12 protein-coding genes are annotated in these 16,428 nt (G+C 62.1%); 1 reads left to right on the top strand and 11 read right to left on the bottom strand.

Translation table 11 applies throughout. From position 1 onward, the window contains the following. Positions 1-65: 65 nt before the first annotated feature. From D0Y60_RS15545 to D0Y60_RS15505, 9 genes are all read right to left on the bottom strand, one after another. Positions 66-908, bottom strand: coding sequence for a class I fructose-bisphosphate aldolase (locus D0Y60_RS15545; protein ID WP_117370874.1), 843 nt, complete (start codon positions 906-908; stop codon positions 66-68). Continuing rightward, complete coding sequence (locus D0Y60_RS15540) at positions 881-2,626, bottom strand: glycerol-3-phosphate dehydrogenase/oxidase (protein WP_199564205.1); 1,746 nt, start codon at positions 2,624-2,626, stop codon at positions 881-883. Before D0Y60_RS15540 ends, D0Y60_RS15545 begins: the two co-directional genes overlap by 28 nt. Positions 2,627-2,638: 12 nt before the next feature. Beyond that, positions 2,639-3,634 (bottom strand): aldo/keto reductase, encoded by a 996-nt coding sequence (locus D0Y60_RS15535; RefSeq protein ID WP_117370872.1) that lies wholly within the window; start codon positions 3,632-3,634, stop codon positions 2,639-2,641. Continuing rightward, the gene (locus D0Y60_RS15530; RefSeq protein ID WP_117370871.1) at positions 3,631-4,629 is read right to left on the bottom strand and encodes a sugar-binding transcriptional regulator; all 999 of its coding nucleotides are present in this window, start codon (positions 4,627-4,629) and stop codon (positions 3,631-3,633) included. Before D0Y60_RS15530 ends, D0Y60_RS15535 begins: the two co-directional genes overlap by 4 nt. A gap of 1 nt (position 4,630) precedes the next feature. Next, the gene (locus D0Y60_RS15525; RefSeq protein ID WP_199564204.1) at positions 4,631-5,620 is read right to left on the bottom strand and encodes an ABC transporter permease; all 990 of its coding nucleotides are present in this window, start codon (positions 5,618-5,620) and stop codon (positions 4,631-4,633) included. Positions 5,621-5,642: 22 nt separating this feature from the next. After that, positions 5,643-7,169: a sugar ABC transporter ATP-binding protein gene (locus D0Y60_RS15520; protein WP_117370869.1), complete on the bottom strand. Its 1,527-nt coding sequence runs from the start codon at positions 7,167-7,169 to the stop codon at positions 5,643-5,645. A gap of 66 nt (positions 7,170-7,235) precedes the next feature. Continuing rightward, a complete protein-coding gene (locus D0Y60_RS15515) occupies positions 7,236-8,264 on the bottom strand; it encodes a substrate-binding domain-containing protein (protein WP_117370868.1) in 1,029 nt (342 codons plus the stop codon). Between the two features lie 421 nt (positions 8,265-8,685). Next, positions 8,686-11,127, bottom strand: coding sequence for an FAD-dependent oxidoreductase (locus tag D0Y60_RS15510; protein ID WP_117370867.1), 2,442 nt, complete (start codon positions 11,125-11,127; stop codon positions 8,686-8,688). Continuing rightward, positions 11,124-12,035, bottom strand: coding sequence for a phosphotransferase family protein (locus D0Y60_RS15505; RefSeq protein WP_117370866.1), 912 nt, complete (start codon positions 12,033-12,035; stop codon positions 11,124-11,126). The genes D0Y60_RS15510 and D0Y60_RS15505 overlap by 4 nt, the downstream gene beginning before the upstream one ends. 226 nt (positions 12,036-12,261) lie before the next feature. Between D0Y60_RS15505 and D0Y60_RS15500 the strand changes: the two genes are divergently transcribed. Beyond that, positions 12,262-13,023 (top strand): DeoR/GlpR family DNA-binding transcription regulator, encoded by a 762-nt coding sequence (locus D0Y60_RS15500; RefSeq protein ID WP_117370865.1) that lies wholly within the window; start codon positions 12,262-12,264, stop codon positions 13,021-13,023. A 73-nt stretch (positions 13,024-13,096) separates the two neighbouring features. Here D0Y60_RS15500 and D0Y60_RS15495 read toward each other — a convergent pair whose 3' ends face one another. Together D0Y60_RS15495 and D0Y60_RS15490 are read right to left on the bottom strand one after the other, a co-directional pair. Then, on the bottom strand, positions 13,097-15,460 hold the full coding sequence (locus D0Y60_RS15495) for a TonB-dependent siderophore receptor (RefSeq protein WP_245409196.1): 2,364 nt from the start codon (positions 15,458-15,460) through the stop codon (positions 13,097-13,099). Beyond that, positions 15,450-16,334: an AraC family transcriptional regulator gene (locus D0Y60_RS15490; protein WP_117370863.1), complete on the bottom strand. Its 885-nt coding sequence runs from the start codon at positions 16,332-16,334 to the stop codon at positions 15,450-15,452. Before D0Y60_RS15490 ends, D0Y60_RS15495 begins: the two co-directional genes overlap by 11 nt. Positions 16,335-16,428 lie beyond the last annotated feature (94 nt).

The raw sequence follows: 16,428 nt of genomic DNA, 5'->3' as shown, positions 1-16,428 counted from the left end.
AGGTTCACTTCACTCACGCGATTGCGGGACATCGCCTCGTGTGTGTCCCGCAATCGTCCGGCGTCTCATCCCTGCTGGTAGAGCGCGTGGGCCTCCTCGCCGCTCGCGTCCCTGTGGATGATCGCCATCAGCCCGCGCACCACGGCGCTCGGATTGGCGTGCTGGTAGATGTTGCGCCCATAGACCATGCCCATTGCACCCTGTTGTATCAAGGCGGCAGATTTCGCAAAGACCGCGGAAAGGTCTTCCTTGCCGCCGCCACGCACCAGAACCGGGCAGCGCGCCGCCTCGACGACACGATGGAAATCCTCGGCATTGGTCGTCGGGTCGGCCTTGACGATATCGGCGCCCATCTCGCGGGCAAGCCGCGTCAGGGTGACGATTTTGTCCGCATCGCCATCGACCATGTAGCCGCCGCGCTCGGTGACGGGCTGCATGACCAGCGGCTCGATCATCAGCGGCATGCCGTGTTTCTCGCAATCGGCCCGCACGCGCGCGATGTTCTGTACGCATTGCCGGAAGAGATCCGGCTCGTCCGGCAGCATGAAGAGGTTGACGACCACGCAGGCCGCATCCATCTGCAAGGCGCCGATCAGCGGTTCGGCCTCGTTCTGCAGCACCGCCCACATGTCGCGGTGGCGGATGCGGTTGTAGGGGTTACCCATGTCGATGCGCATGACCAGCGCCGGCTTGTCCTTGCCGGGAAGGTCCTGCAACAGATCGGCCTGTCCGTAGTTCATCTGGATCGCATCCGGCCCGGCATCGACCAGCGCCTTCACCACGGCTGGAACGTTTTCCAGCCCGTCGAGGAAGGAAGGCTCGTTGCAGACGCCGTGATCTATCGCCACGTCAAGGCAACGCCCGTTGCCGAACAGCCGGTTCATCCGGACTTTGCGGTTGTCTCGCATAGTTCACTCCTGTGTTCATTCCGTGCGGAAAGGGTGTGTTCGGTGACGCCGTGGCGCTCACCCATGAGGGTTAGAAAACGGCTGCGCTCTTCGGCAACCCGCTCAGCGGACCAGCCCTTTTCGGCAGCAAGCAGATCCAGTGCGGCCTCGGCCATGACGAGGGAAAGATCACCGGAAATCGCCAGCGTCGTTCGACGCAGCAGCAGGTCGTCCAAATGCTCGACCGCCTCGGCGCGGACGAGGTACTGAAGCTCCCGCGCGCTGTAGAGGGCGTGCGGCAGCGGATGGTCCGGCTTCGCCGCGATGAAACCGGCGATATCCTCGGCCTCCGTGCCGTAGCGTTCGAAGAGAACCGCGACGCGGGCGACGGAAAGGCCCGTCGATGCGGCAAGGTCGCGGATCCAGCTCTCCGGGTCCTTCGGGAAGACGCGCCCGCCGCCGATCGCCCGGTCCGCCGTATCCACGCGGCGCGTCACACCCAACTGGTCCAGCGCCATGTCGGCGGCGAGTTCGCCGAAAGAACGGAAGGTCGTCCACTTGCCGCCGATCATGCAGAGTACTGGCGGCCCGCCGTTCTTGCCCTCCAGCACGGTGCAGAAATGATCGCGCGGGATGCGGCCGGTAAAGCTGTCCTTGCTTGCCGGCAGCGGGCGCACGCCGGCGAACTGGAAAACGATTTCTTCCGGCCGGATCTTTATGCCCGGCAGGACGAAGGCGAGCGATTGCAGGATGTAATCGCGCTCGTCCGCCTCGCAGCGCACCGTGCCGGGGTCGTCGACGCGGATATCCGTCGAGCCGACCAGCACCTTGCCGAGATAGGGGAACAGAATGCAGATGCGCCCGTCCTCGTTCTCGTAGTAGATCATGTGGCCGTCGAGCATGTCTCGCAGCGCGGGATTGTCGATGATGAGGTGCGAGCCCTTGGTGCCGCCCATCAGCGGTGCGGGCCCTGCCTCGTCCGCAAATAGCGTGCCGTTGGCAATGTCGATCCAGCCGCCGGTGGCATTGATGATCAGCCGCGGCTGAACAGGCAGCACCTCGCCATTGAGACCATCGCGCAGACGATAGCCGCTGCCGCTGGCCTCCACGGTCGCATAGTTCAGCGCCATGGCATTCGGGCCGGCCGACAAGCCATCGCGCAACAACTCGATGCCGATACGCTCGGGATGGCTGACCCAGGCGTCGTAATAGGTCGCGGAATTGCGGATCGACGGGTTGAGCGCCGGCCATTTCGAGAGCGTCGCCCGGCGACTGCGGAACTCGTGCTTTGGCATCAACGCGCGCTTGCGCGTCAGGAAATCATAGATCCCAAGGCCCGCCTTGATGGCGATGGCGCCACGGCGGCTCGGGCGGCGGGTGAGGCCGAGGAAACGCACCACGCCATTGGCGAGGCCGGAGAAGGTGTCGAAGATGGGCACCGTGGTCGGCAGCGGCGCGACATAGTGGGATGCGTTGCGCAGCAGCCGGTCGCGCTCGACGAGCGATTCCTTGACCAGGCTGAACTCGCCGTTCTCCAGATAGCGCAGGCCACCATGAACCATGCGCGAAAGCGCCGCACTCGCGCCGGAGCAATAATCCGCCTGTTCGACGAGCAGCACGTTGACGCCCTGCAGCGCCAGCTCGCGGAAGACGCTGAGCCCGTTTATGCCGCCGCCGAGGACGCACACGTCCACCTTCGGGCTCTGGCTGAGCCCGTGCAATGTCTCTGTCCGGTTCATGATGACAGTCCGTTATCCGTCCATATGGGCCAGTTTTGCCGCTATAGCAGCGTCGATGGCCGCAAGATCGTCCTTGTCGAGCCGAAGTGTTCCGGCCCGTGCATTGTCGAGCGCCTGCGCCGGGTTTCGCGCGCCGCAGAGCGCGAAGGTCACCCCCGGCTGCGCCAGCGTCCAGGCGATCACCACCTGCGCGATGCTGGCGCCGTGCCGGTCCGCCACCGGGCGGATCGCATCGGAGAAATCCTTCGCCTTCTGCCGGTTGGAAACGGAGAAGCGTGGATTGTCCTTGCGCTGGTCGTCGCCGGCAAAGACCCGGTCCGGCCCGATCATGCCGGAGAGCAGGCCGAGCGCCAGCGAGGAATAGCTGAGCGTCGCCACGTCGTTCTGATGGGTGAGCGGCAGCAGGTCCGCCTCGATCTCGCGATCGATCATGCTGAACCGCTCTTGGATCGCATCCAGCGACCCGGTCGAGATATATTGCTCCAGTTCCGACCGGTTGACGTTGCTGGCGCCGATCGCTCGGATCTTTCCGGCCTTTTTCAGGTCCTCCAGCGCCGCGACGGTCTCCTCGATGGGGGTCGTCGGGTCCTGCCAATGGGTGATGTAGAGGTCGATATAATCAGTGCCGAGCCGGCGCAGGCTTTCCTCGACCTCGTGGATGATCCCGTCCCGGCCGAGATAACGGTGAACCGGCTTGCCGTCCTGATCGAAGAAATGCTTGCCCTTCTGGGTATGCCAGACGAGGCCGCATTTCGTGGCGATGACAGCCTTGTCGCGGCGGCCGGCGATGGCCTTGCCGACGATCTCCTCCGAGCGGCCGAGGCCGTAAGCGGGAGCCGTATCGATCAGCGTCACGCCGGCATCGAGCGAGGCCTGGATGGCGGCGATGGATTCAGCCTCGTCCGTGCCGCCCCACATCCAGCCGCCGATGGCCCAGGTGCCGAGGCCGACGGCGGAGGCTGTGACGCCGGAACGTCCGATCGGACGGGTCAATTGTTCGCCGCTCATGCGGAAAGTCCTTCTTCGGATGCCAGTTCGAGAATGCGCGCGCCCGTCGCCTCGTCGGTGACGAGCGTATCGAGATGGTTGCCGCGCAGCACGCTGAGGATGGAGCCGGCCTTGTTGAGGCCGCTGGCCACGCCGATCTTCATCGGGATGGATTCGAACTCTTCAAGCGTCAGCGAGACGAGCGCGCGGTTGAGGGAGTAGTCGCAGACCCGGCCCTTGCCATCGAGCAGATGGGCGAGCAGTTCCGCACTCGCGCCGGACTGTTCGATGGCATTGCGATCCTCGCTGGAAGAGGGATGCAGATCGTAATAGGTCGAATCCTGGCTGAGGATCGAGCCGATGCCGACCACCGCGACCTTCGCCTCCCGCGCCCGCTGAAACACGTCGGCGACGGAGCGCATGTTGATCAGCATGGCGCGCTGTGCGGCATCGTCGGCGAAAAGCGGCGCGTGGATCTGCCAGGAACGGCCGCCCAGCCGGTCGGCCATCAGCGTCGAGACGTGGTTGACGTCGGTATAGTGTTTGCCCTGCACGCAGCCGGTCGCAGGAATGACCTCGACATCGTAGCGGCGCGCGGCCTGCAACCCGGCGACGACGGCGCTGACGCCCTTGCCGCCGGTGATGCAGATCGTATCACCATCCGCGATCTCTTCGAGCAGCAGGCGCGCGGCCGCCTCCCCCACCGCGAGAAGCGCGGTCTGCGGACTGTCGGAGACGGTCGGCACCACCACGGCGCGGCTGATGCCGCCGAGTGCGAGCAGCCGCTCCTCTAGATCGACCAGGGGCTCCATCGGCGACTTGATCTTGATCTCGACGAGGCCGAGCTGGCGGCCGCGCTTGATGAGGCGGTTGACGGTGGCATGCGACAGGCCGAGTTGGTCGGCGATCTGCGCCTGCGTCAGGCCCTCCAGGAAGTGCAGGACAAGCGCCTGGTGCATCTGGCGGGCGATGACGATCTCTTCACGCGGGGCGGGCTTCAGTTTGGCGACGGGCATGTCAGCTGGCCTTCCGCTTGTGCATGAAATGATCGATCGAGACGGCGGCGAGCAGAATGCAGCCCTTGATCATGTCCTGCCAATAGACCGACACATTGAGCAGGATGAGCGACGAGGTGACGAGCGACAGCAGCGCCATGCCGAGGATCGCACCGAGAACCGTGCCCGAGCCGCCGCTGAGCGAGGCTCCACCGATGACGGCGGCGGCGATGATGTTCAGTTCCATGCCGGCGCCGAAGGTAGGTGTGGCGGCACCGAAGCGGGACATGTAGATGACGCCGGCCACGCCTGCGAGCGTCGAGCACAGCACCGTCACCCAGAATTTCACCTGGTTGGTCTTGATGCCGGAATAAAGCGCGGCCTTCTCGTTGCTGCCGGTGTAGAAGACCTTTCGGAAGGCGGTCGCCCGGCGCAGCAGAAAATCGAACAGGATGACGACGGCGACGAAGATCAGGATGACATAGGGAATGCCGTAGAAGGTGCCCTGACCGACCTCCTTAAAGGCCGCCGGCAGCGTGAAGAGCGAGAGCGGCGTGCCCTTGGTGATGATGAGGCAGAGGCCGCGCACGATCACCATGGCCGCCAGCGACGTTATGAAATGGTTGAGGCCGACAACCGTCACGAAGAAACCCATGGCGCCGCCGATGGCACTCGAGGCGAGAATACCGATCAGCGAGGCCGTCCAGGGATCGAGCCCGGCGAGGAAGAGCGAACCGGACAGCACCATCGCGAAGCAGACGACGGAGCCGACCGCGAGGTCGATGCCGCCGACGATAAGCAGGATCGTCATGCCGACGACGACGATGCCTTCGACGGAAAAGCTCATCAGCATGGCGCGGAAATTGCCGAGCGTGAGGAAGTGCGGCGACGCGAAGCTCATGATGATGCCGAGCGCCAGAATGATCGCAATCAGCCCGGCCTCGCGCATCGAGCCGATGCGCTTGAAGGACGATGTTTTCGGCGCCGTATCCGCCATCGTGTCGATTGCCATTTCCCGCTCCCCCAGTTTCTTCTCACGCGGCATGATCGGCCGCCCTTGCCGCGCCGAGCCCGGAGGCCAGACGGATCACGGCTTCTTCCGACATCGCGTCGACCCCCAGTTCGCCTGCGATGCGTCCCTCTTGGACGACCAGCACACGATCGCAAAGGCCGAGCAGTTCCGGCATTTCCGAGGATATGACGACAATGCCGATGCCTGAGCGCGCAAGCTCGCGTAGCAGGCGGTGAATTTCGGTCTTGGCGCCGACATCGATGCCGCGCGTCGGCTCATCCATCAGGATGACCTTCGGGTTGACGGCCAGCTGCTTGGCGATCGCTACCTTCTGCTGGTTGCCACCCGACAGCGATTTCACGGGCGCTTCGACACCGCTCATGCGCACCGCGAGCCGTTTCGCGAAATCTTCCGCCAGCGTCGCCTCGGCGCGGCCGTTCAAGAGGCCGGCGGCATTGGTCAGCGCCTTCAGGTCGAGTACGGAAATGTTCTGGGCAATCGACATGTCGAGAAACACGCCGGAGCCCTTGCGGTCTTCCGAGAGATAGACGACGCCCGCCTTCACCGCATCGGAATAGGACGAAATCTTCTGCGCCTTGCCGTGTAGGCGCACCGCGCCCGATGTACAGGGACGCAGGCCGCAGATGCCCTCGGCGATCTCCGTGCGGCCGGAGCCGATCAGCCCGCCGATGCCGAGAATTTCGCCTTTTCGTAAGTTGAAGCTGACATTTTGGAAACGCGTGCCGTCGCCGATGTCGTCGACTTCCAGAATGGTTTCGGCGGAGACCTCATCGGCACCGAGCTTGTCGGGATAGAGTTGGGTGATCTCGCGGCCGACCATGCGGCGCACCACGTCGTCGGGTGTGATATCGGCGATCTTATCCGTGCACACATAGCGCCCATCACGGAACACGGTCACGCGGTCGCAGAGCGAAAAGATCTCGGCCATGCGGTGGCTGATATAGATGATCGAGATGCCGTTCGCCTTGAGATCGCGAATGATCGAAAAGAGCTGCTGTGCCTCGGTTTCGGTCAATGCAGCGGTCGGCTCGTCGAGGATCAGCACGCGGCAGTCGAGCGTCAGCGCTTTGGCGATCTCGACCAGCTGCTGGCTGGAAATCGGCAGGTCGGCGACCTTGCGGCGAACATCGATGGCGGCGAGACGGTTCATCACGGCCTGCGCATCGCGTTCCAGCGCGCGGTAATTCATGAAGGGCGAGCGGCGGCGGTTGGTGGCCGCCATGAACATGTTTTCGGCAACCGTCGCATCCGGGCAGAGCGCGATTTCCTGATGCACCAGGCCGATGCCGAGCGACTGGGCGACGGCGGGGGAGCTGATGCGCACCGGCTGGCCATCGACGCGGATTTCACCCTCGGTCGGCTGCAGCACGCCGGCGATGATGTTCATCAGCGTCGACTTGCCGGCGCCGTTCTCGCCGCAGAGTGCATGGACCTCGCCGCGTTCGAGAGTGAAGCCGACATCCGTCAACGCCTTCACCGCCCCGAAATGCTTGGTCACGCCATGAATGGTGAGCACCGGCTCCGCCATCGTCTTCCTCCCTCTCCTTTCGAGGCCATCCGCGCCGCGAGGCGCGGATGGTATTCGCTTGGGAGATTACTCCTCGATACCCTTGGTGCCGCGGCGCTTCAGGTACTTGTCCCAGTAGAAATCGTCTGCATTTTCGGCCGTGACGATCGACAGGCCGTTGTCGACGACCGGGATGCTCATCGGGTTGAAGCCCGAGCGCTTGGCGTCGTTCATCGGATCGATGAGTTCCGGGTGCTTGGCGAGCCACAGCAGCATGAAGCCCATGTAACCCTGCATGCCCTGGTTCGGGTTGATCGAGCCGAAGACTTCGCCAGCCTTGATCATGTCGAGGATATTGGCGTTGACGTCGGCGCACATGACGAGGACCTTGCCGCCGGCTTCCTTGTTGGCCTGTGCGGCGCCGATCGCCGAATTGGCTTCCGGCATGAAGACCGCGCCAAGGTTCGGATTTGCCTGGATAAGGCTCGATAGGCCCTGATAGGCCTTGGTCGGATCCTGGTTGGAGGCGGCGCGGCCGACCAGCTTCATGTCTGGCCACTTCTCTTCCATGCGAGCGATGAAGGCGGCGATGCGCTTGTCGTGGTTGTCCTGACCGGGGTTTTCGAGGACGGCATATTCGCCCTTGCCACCCATCTTCTCGGCAATCGCGTCGGCCGCATAGGTGCCTTCGCGGGTGTTGTCGGAGGTGATGAACGAGACGCGCTTGGAGAGCGGCGAGTCGGCGGCAAACGTCACGACGGCCGTGCCCTGGTCGATGGCGCGGTTGATCGGCTCGATGAACGGATCGGAGTTCATCGGGTGTACGAGAATGCCGGCCGGGTTCTGGGCCAGCGCCTGGTCGAAGGTGGCGATCTGCTTGTTGACGTCATATTCCGGCGTGCCGGTATATTCTGTCTCGCAGCCCATCTGCTGGCCGGCCTGCTTGAACATTTCATAGACCGGGAACCAGTATTCGACGCCCGAAACCATGACGTTCATGACGTATTTTTCGCCCGGCTTGCAGCGGAACGGATTTTCCGTCTCGGCAGCGGCCGCGCCGGCAAAAAGCGTGGTCGCAAGCACCGCCATGGCGGTCGTCGTGAAAAAAGTGCGCAAGTGTCCTCCTCGGGGCGCAAAGCCCCTCCCAAAAAGCCCGTGGGCGTCGGTTTCGACGCCGCTGATCTCAGTGAAGACCGGGCTTCCTCCTCGAAGTCCGGTATGAGCACCTAAACGCAGGATGCATTGCGTGTCAATATAATTCACGCAATGAAATATATTTCATATGGAGAATCCGAAATCAAGAGTGTGCAATGAAATATCTTTCACGTGAGAGTACCGGATAGCGCCGCATGCGCCAGCGAAATCCGTCTCGACAAATTGCAAAAATCGCCACAGAGCGCCCCTACAGCGGAATTTCAAGCGCGCGCACCGGAGACACGCAGAATAGGGCAAAACCCACTCTACGCGCCTCAGAAGCCGAAAGGCAGTCATCTCCCGCGAAGCGAACGAAGAGCCATACGCCCCTTCGTCCCCTATCTCAGGACTTCACCCGCGCAGCCATTGGATCGTAGAGTGGTTCGAGATGTATCTTCGCCGGCGTGCGCTCCATGGCAACGACGAGTTCATAGTCACCGCTTTCAAGGAATTCATCAGCGTCCCCATCTGCACGGCGCACATAGCCGTAGCCGACATTCTTGCCTAGCGTGTAGCCATAGCCGCCGCTGGTGAGGTAGCCTACGGGCTCGCCGTTGCGCAGGATCGTCTCGCGACCGACCAGCACGATATCGGGATCATCAACCGTGAAGCCGGCGAAGACCTTCTTGTGCGGTTCGCCCTGAACCGCTTCCAGCGCACGGCGGCCGAGGAAATCGGTGTTCTTGCGCAGCTTCACTGCCCAGCCAAGGCCAGCATCGAAGGGCGTGTCGTTCGGCGTGATATCCGAGCCCCAGGCACGATAGCCCTTTTCAAGGCGCAGCGATTCCAGCGCGCGGTAACCAACCGGGCGGATATCATGCGGCGCCCCCGCAGCCATCAGCGCATCGAAGACGGTCCCGATCGCCGCGATCGGTGCATGCAGCTCCCAGCCGAGCTCGCCGACATAAGTGACGCGCAGCGCCCGCACGGAATGGCCGGCAATCGCGATTTCCCGCACATGGCCGAAGGGGAAGGCGGCGTTGGAGACATCCGCATCGGTGACGGCCGCGAGCACGTCTCGCGCCTTCGGCCCCATCAGCGAGAGCGTGCCGAAATCCTCGGTCACGTCGCGCAGGGTCACATCGAGGCCCTCGGGGATATGGTCCTCGATCCAGCCGAGATCGTGCGTGCGGAAACCGGTACCCGTGACGATGTAGAATTTTTCCTCGGCAAGACGCGCCACCGTCAGGTCCGCCTCGATGCCGCCGCGGCTGTTGAGAAGTTGGGTATAGGTGAGACGCCCGGTCGGCTTGCCGACATCGTTGGCGCAGATCCAGTCGAGCGCCTTCAGCGCGTCCGGCCCCGTCATCTCGTATTTGGCGAAGGAGGACTGGTCGAAGATGCCGACGGCCTCGCGCACGTGGCGGTGCTCGTCGCCGACGGCGGCAAACCAGTTCTGTCGGCCCATGGAATAGATATCCTTCGGTTCCACACCCTTGCGCGCGAACCAGTTCGGCCGCTCCCAGCCGAGCTTCGAACCAAACACCGCGCCATGCGCCTTCAGGCGCTCATAGAGCGGCGAGACGACGCGCGGGCGGCCGCTTTCGTACTCCTCGTGCGGGAAACCGATCGTGTAGTGTTTGCCATAGGCTTCCAACGTGCGGTCGAGCACCCATTGGCGGTCGCGGTGCATGCCGGCGAAGCGCCTGATGTCCACCACCCAGAGATCGAGCGGCGCTTCGCCATCGACGACCCACTGTGCCAGCACCCACCCTGCCCCGCCGCCGGAGGCGATGCCGAAAGCATTGAAGCCCGCGCCGACGAACATGTTCTTGCATTCCGGCGCAACGCCCAGAATGAAGTTTCCATCGGGTGTAAAGCTCTCAGGGCCATTGATCATCTGCTTGACGCCGACCGTCTCCAGCGCCGGCACGCGGGCGATCGCCTGCTCCATATGCTGCTCGAAGTGGTCGAAATCATCATCGAACAGGCGGAATGCCCACTCGTCCGGCACGTCGCCCGTGGTCCAGGGCTGCGGGTTCGGCTCGTAGCCGCCCATGACGAGGCCGCCGACCTCCTCCTTGAAATAGGTCCGGCGATCCGGGTCGCGGATGGTCGGCGCATCGGTCGAGAGGCCGGGCACCTTTTCCGTGATGATATACTGGTGCTTGACGGGCTGCAGCGGCACGTTGATGCCCGCCATCGTCCCCACCTGCCGCGCCCATTGACCCGCGCAGTTGACGACCTTTTCGCAGGCGATATCGCCAAGCGTGGTGCGCACGCGCCGGATGCGTCCCTCCTCCATGTCGAAGCCGGTGACGCGCACATTTTCGACGATCCTGGCGCCATGCATGCGCGCGCCCTTGGCGAGCGACTGGGTGATGTCGGAGGGGCTTGCCTGCCCGTCCGTCGGCAGCCAGCTCGCGCCGACGAGGTCACTGACCTCCATCAGCGGCCACATCGCCTTCACCTCCTGCGGCGTCAACAGATGCATGTCCATGCCGAAGCTCTTGGCGGTGGTGGCGAGGCGGCGGAATTCGGTCCAGCGGTCCTGGTTGGTGGCCAGGCGCAGGCAGCCGCTCATCTTCCAGCCGGTGGCAAGACCAGTCTCGGCCTCCAACCCCTTGTAGAGATCGACGGAATATTTCAGCACGCGGGTGATCGAGGCCGAGGAGCGCAGCTGGCCGACGAGGCCGGCGGCATGCCAGGTGGAACCCGAGGTCAACGTGCCCTGCTCGAGCAGGACGACATCGGCCTTGTGATCGCGCGCTAGGTGATAGGCCGTCGAGCAGCCGATGATGCCGCCGCCGATGACAACGATCTCGGCATGGGATGGCAGGGTCATGTCTTTGGTTTCCCGTATATGGTTCTGTAATGGTCGAGCGCCTTTTCGAGACGGTCGAGATTTTCTGTCGTGTAGCCGACATAATCGGCGCCGGGCGCGGTGAGGTGCAGTTCGGAGACCATGCTCCACATCGCCTCGCGCAACAGCGAGGCGCATTGCATGGCGGCGTGCGAACGGCGGATCGCAGGGTCCGGCGCACCGCCGAAATAGGCGTCGAGGAAATCCTCCGCCTCGTCGGGCGAAAGCCCGGCATTGGAGGTCGCGCCGGCAAGGTCGAACATGGCGGTGGAGAAGCCGGCATATTCGAAATCGATCAGCCAGAGTTTCCGGCCGTCATCGAGGATATTCGCGGGCAGAAGATCATTGTGGCCGAAGACGATGGGCAGCGGCGCCTGCGCTGCCTCCAGTTCATCGGCCAGCGCGATGTAATCAGGCAGATGCGGCACCATGCGGCTGTTTCCGGCCTTCAGCGTGCGCGCATAGTCGCGCATCACATGAAACGGCCAGAAGAGGAAGGCCGCCCCGCTTATTTCCGACGGCATCTGCGTGTGGAAACGACGAAGGAGATCGGCGACGCGCCGGCACTCTGCCACCACATCCCCTGCCCCGAAGGTTTTCGCCCCGAGATAGGCCGAGACCATGATGCCGGGCTCCGCATAGCGCACCTCCGGCCCGAAACCGGCCGCATGGGCCGCCCGTGCCGTCATCAGCTCGCGGTCGCGGAAGACATGGTGGAACGGATAATCCTTGCCGAAACGCACGACATGGCGCCCCGCGCCGTCGCTGACGACATAACTCTCATTGCTGATGCCGCCCTTCAGCGGCGCAATCGTGATCCGGCCCTGCCAGCATGGCATCGCACGGATGCGATCTTCCACGGCGCGGCTGAGCTCGATATGACCGTCCATCAACGCCCTCTCCCAAGTGGTGTCACGGACTTCTGCCGTAAACCGTTCCGAAGCCCGTTCCCTTTGGTCTTGTTGGTCGCTTCGGGTGGCAATCTCATGCAGGATGAAACCGGGTGTCAATCCTGAAATGTGGCTTTTTCTGTTTTTATGACTGTTTTTGCCGCTTTCTTGCCAGATCGCTCCTGTGCGATTATGAAAGGATAAACGTCTCCGCGGACCAGAAGACATGAACCATTCCAAGCGCCACAACGATATCCTCCGCCTTCTCCAGCAAGACGGCACGGTGACCATCGCCGATCTCGCCAAAAAGCTCGACGTGTCCCTGGAAACTGTGCGTCGGGATATCAAGCCGCTGACGAGCAACGGTGCGGTGGTGAAGATGCACGGGGCGGTCGCCTTGCCCTCGCTGATCGGTGAAGCGCCGTTCGAAAAGCGCATGCGCGAAAACAGTGATGCGAAGAAGGCGATCGCGGTCGCCGTAGCGGCGACGATCCGCGACGGCGATTCGATCATGCTCGATACGGGCACGACGACGAGCTATCTCGCCCGTGAACTGCTCGGACATCGACGACTGACGGTGGTGACCAATTCCTCCGACATCGCCCGCACGCTTTCGACCGTCAACGACAACCGCGTTTACATGGCGGGTGGAGAGCTGCGCAGCGACAATGGTGCGGCCTTCGGCATTTCTGCCATCGAGTTCATCAGCCATTTCACCGTCGGTCACGCGGTCATCTCGACGGGCGCGATCGATGCCACCATCGGCATCATGGACTATGATCTGGAAGAAGCCGAATTCGCCCGCGCCGTGGTGGCGCAGGGCCGTCGCGCCGTGGTGGTGACCGATCACACGAAGTTCGGCCGGCAGGGGCTGGTACGCGTCTGCGACTTCTCCGCTCTCACCGACCTCTACACCGACAAGGCCCCACCTCGCGATGTTTCGGCAGCCCTGAAAACGGCGGGCGTCACGATCAACCTCGCCCGCTAAGTTGCCTGCAGTAAACTAAAAACCCGGCGATTGATTCGCCGGGTTTTCTCTGTTTTAGAGCCGTAAAGCGCGATCAGAACGACGTACTGGCCTTGAGGATGAACGTGCGGCCCGCGCCGTAGCCGCAGCTCGCTTCGCTCTGGCATGATGCAATATACCGTTTGTCGAACAGGTTGGACGCATTGAGGGCGACCGACCAATTGTCCTTTTCATAGCGGATCGCCGCATCCACCAGGGTGGCGGACGGCACCCGCAGGGTGTTTGCGTCGTTTGCCCAGGACTTGCCGACATGGCGGACACCAGCGGCAACGCTCAGGCCGCTGAGGGCATCGTTCTGGAAGGCATAGTCGAGCCAGAAGGAAGCGCTCAGGTCGGGAACCTGAACGGGTGTGTTGCCAACCAGTTCCGGCCGAAGGTCCTTGACGACTTCCATGTCGATATAGGTGAAGCCAGCGATGGCCTTGAGGCCTTCGGTTACGTTCGCCTGAACTGAGGCTTCGAAGCCTCGCGCCTCTACTTCCCCGATGGCGTAGTAGCGGCTCATACCACCGACGAATTCGGATTTGACGACGTTTTCCCGAGTGATGTCGAAATAGGCCGCGGTGATAAGAGCATCCATAAAATCGGGCTGGTACTTCACGCCCGCTTCCCACTGCTTGCCCGCGTCCGGATCCGGCAGGCCGTTCAACGGATCGACCGACGTCGCAGGGTTGAAGGAGGTCGAATAGCTGACATAGGGTGTCAGGCCATTGTCAAACTCATAGGCAAGCGCCGTGCGCCATGTGAACTTGCTATTATCGGTATCCGTCGAGCCGAGACCCGCCGCCGTTCGATCATCGATTTTCGTCGAGACGAAATCGTAACGCCCGTTCAGGGTGGCAACCCAGCCCCCGCCAAACTTGATCTGATCCTGGGCATAGATACCGATCTGATCCCGCTTGAATTCGTTGTCGGCGTAGGGATCGAAAAGATCGGGTAAGTCGACATTGCCGTAAACCGGATCATGTGGGTCGATGTCCAGATCGCCGGGAACAAAACCGCCGGTCGCCTGAACCTGATCGATGTCGTAGTGCCGGTAGTCCAGCCCGACGAGCAGCCTGTGCTCAAGTCCACCCGTCGCGAATTCACCTTCAAGCTGGTTATCGACCGTCAGCAACCCGACATCTGTATCATGCGCAAAGCGGTAACGAGCGAGCTTGGTCGGATCGGCAAAAGACCCACCATTGGCATACAGCGCATCTTCCTTCAGCGAGACATTCGCGTAGCGAACGTTCTGGCGGACTGTCCAGTTGTTGTCGAACGTGTGCTCGAACTCATAGCCGATCATCGCCTGCTGGCGCTCGTAAGCGTCGAAGTCCTCGTCACCATAGAAAAAGTCACGCGGGATCCGGCCGAAATTCGGCGAATCGACGACCGTGCCGACATAGGGCAGGAAGCCGGTGCTGGTGTGCGTCAGATCGATGTTCTGATAGGAGCTGAGGATCGTCAGGCTCGTGGAATCGTCCGGACTCCAGGTCAGGCTCGGGGCGATCGTGCCGCGGAAATCCTTGGCATGGTCGGTTTCCCAGCCGCCGCCGGACAGTTTACCGGTGACACGGTAGCCCATGACGTCGCTGCTGCCGAGCTTGTCACTGAAGTCCAGGCCGAGATAACCGTTGCCGAAGTTGTTGATGCCGGTTTCGACGTAGCGAAGCGGCTCGTCAGTCGGCCGCTTGCTGATCATGTTCACAAAACCACCGGGGTTTCCGCTACCATAGAGAACGGAGCTCGGCCCCTTGATCACCTCGATACGCTCCAGGAAGAAGGGATCGACGAGGAAGGTGCCGAAGCCGGTCTGGAAAAGTGAAAGGCCGTCAAGGAAGACACCCGTCTGCTCGGCCTGGAAGCCACGAATGAAGAACCAGTCGGTATCTGCGTCCGTGCCGTAGGTCGAGGTACTGACACCTGCAACATAGCGCAAAGCCTCATCGATCTTCTGTGGGCTCTGGTCGTCAATCTGCTCCCGACCGACGACGGTCACCGACTGGGGAACTTCCTTGAGTTCCGTCGTCGACTTCGTACCGCTTCTGGTCGATCTCGCGACAATGCCCTTGACCGGATCGATGCCCGTTGTGTCACCACCAGCCTCGCCCTGATCGACACGAACCTCTTCGAGGCGCGTCGCGCTCTCCACGCCCTCAGCATAGGAAGGCAATGCCGCCAGCAAAGCGATGGCGGCGGTTCCACCGACCAGAGCCGATCTCAGAACTTTCAGATTTCCGGTATTCCTGATCATTATAGACACCCCAACTCCACCGTCCCTCTCCGGGCCGGTTACGATAAGATGAGTAATTAACTCAGTTTTAACGCTTGGGATTGTCACATTCCGCGAAAATTGAATGTTCTTGGGCAATTTCCAGGTTGCGAAGATGCGCACATAGGCGGCTTCAGCCGACATTAGCCTTCTGCCAATGGGCGGGCGTCGTTCCGAAATTCTTGCGGAAAACACGGGTGAAATGCGCCTGATCGGCAAATCCCGTCTCGGCGGCAATTTCCGACAGCGTCTGGTCGCCCTTCAAAATCAAGTGCTTGGCGTGGCGAAGGCGGGCATTCACCTGCCATTGATGCGGCGCGACTCCGGTCGAAGCCTTGAAGGCATGACTGAAATGGGATTGCGAGAGCCCGAGCAGGCCGGCGATTTCCTCCAGCCGGATATTGCGCAAGCAGTTTTCTTCAATGAAGTCGGTCGCGCGGCGCAGTTGCCAGCTGGCAAGCTTGCTGCGCTTGCGGCCGGACGCCTTGGCAAACTTCATCACGTCGATGATCAGCGCCAACGAAAGCCCGTCACCATAGAGATCGTGTAGAGGTTGCGGATTGGTGATTTCAGCGGCGATCAACTGGGCAAGAGACAGCAGTTTCGTATCGGTAAAGAACAGCTGCGGCGTCAGCAGGCGTTCGGAATCAAGGTCCTCGGCCAGCCGCCGGCTTATGGTCTCCAAGTCGAAATGCAGGTCGAGATGACGCATGAAACGGTGGTCGGCAAGATCCGCCCAGAGCTCGAAATTGGCGGGGATATAGGAGATCGGGCAGCGGGCCCAATCGCCGACCGTCTCTGCCCCTCCAGGCGCCACCCGCGTGCGGGACGGCCCGGGGCCTCGCTTATCGAGAAGGATGAACAGGCGTGGATCCTGGCCGACATAATAGCCCCCGGCGTGCGGCGCGCATTCGACATTCCAGACGTCAGCGACGATGCCATTCCAGTGCCGCCGATTAAGGCCGCCGACCACCGAAAAGCCTTCGATCCTGTTTTGCATACGCGGCTGAAAGGTCATGCCGAATAATTATTCCTTCATTTTATTATCAAGTTTTATCCTGATTTCCGCTGCGACGCAATATCGCTGAAAATGACAAGGGCGGCTCACGGCC

Origin of the sequence: Shinella sp. WSJ-2, from assembly GCF_003432075.1 — a bacterium.
GTDB lineage: Bacteria > Pseudomonadota > Alphaproteobacteria > Rhizobiales > Rhizobiaceae > Shinella.
The sequence above is the reverse complement of the archived record's forward strand: the minus strand, read 5'-3'. Positions and strand labels throughout refer to the sequence as shown.

What these genes read in the sequence shown, in the direction of transcription:
- D0Y60_RS15500 (WP_117370865.1), top strand. Translation starts at nt 12,262, where the DNA reads ATGAACCATTCCAAGCGCCACAACGATATCCTCCGCCTTCTCCAGCAA.
- D0Y60_RS15525 (WP_199564204.1), bottom strand. Translation starts at nt 5,620, where the DNA reads ATGGCAATCGACACGATGGCGGATACGGCGCCGAAAACATCGTCCTTC.
- D0Y60_RS15505 (WP_117370866.1), bottom strand. Translation starts at nt 12,035, where the DNA reads ATGGACGGTCATATCGAGCTCAGCCGCGCCGTGGAAGATCGCATCCGT.
- D0Y60_RS15530 (WP_117370871.1), bottom strand. Translation starts at nt 4,629, where the DNA reads ATGCCCGTCGCCAAACTGAAGCCCGCCCCGCGTGAAGAGATCGTCATC.
- D0Y60_RS15540 (WP_199564205.1), bottom strand. Translation starts at nt 2,626, where the DNA reads ATGAACCGGACAGAGACATTGCACGGGCTCAGCCAGAGCCCGAAGGTG.
- D0Y60_RS15495 (WP_245409196.1), bottom strand. Translation starts at nt 15,460, where the DNA reads ATGTCGGCTGAAGCCGCCTATGTGCGCATCTTCGCAACCTGGAAATTG.
- D0Y60_RS15520 (WP_117370869.1), bottom strand. Translation starts at nt 7,169, where the DNA reads ATGGCGGAGCCGGTGCTCACCATTCATGGCGTGACCAAGCATTTCGGG.
- D0Y60_RS15490 (WP_117370863.1), bottom strand. Translation starts at nt 16,334, where the DNA reads ATGACCTTTCAGCCGCGTATGCAAAACAGGATCGAAGGCTTTTCGGTG.
- D0Y60_RS15535 (WP_117370872.1), bottom strand. Translation starts at nt 3,634, where the DNA reads ATGAGCGGCGAACAATTGACCCGTCCGATCGGACGTTCCGGCGTCACA.
- D0Y60_RS15545 (WP_117370874.1), bottom strand. Translation starts at nt 908, where the DNA reads ATGCGAGACAACCGCAAAGTCCGGATGAACCGGCTGTTCGGCAACGGG.
- D0Y60_RS15510 (WP_117370867.1), bottom strand. Translation starts at nt 11,127, where the DNA reads ATGACCCTGCCATCCCATGCCGAGATCGTTGTCATCGGCGGCGGCATC.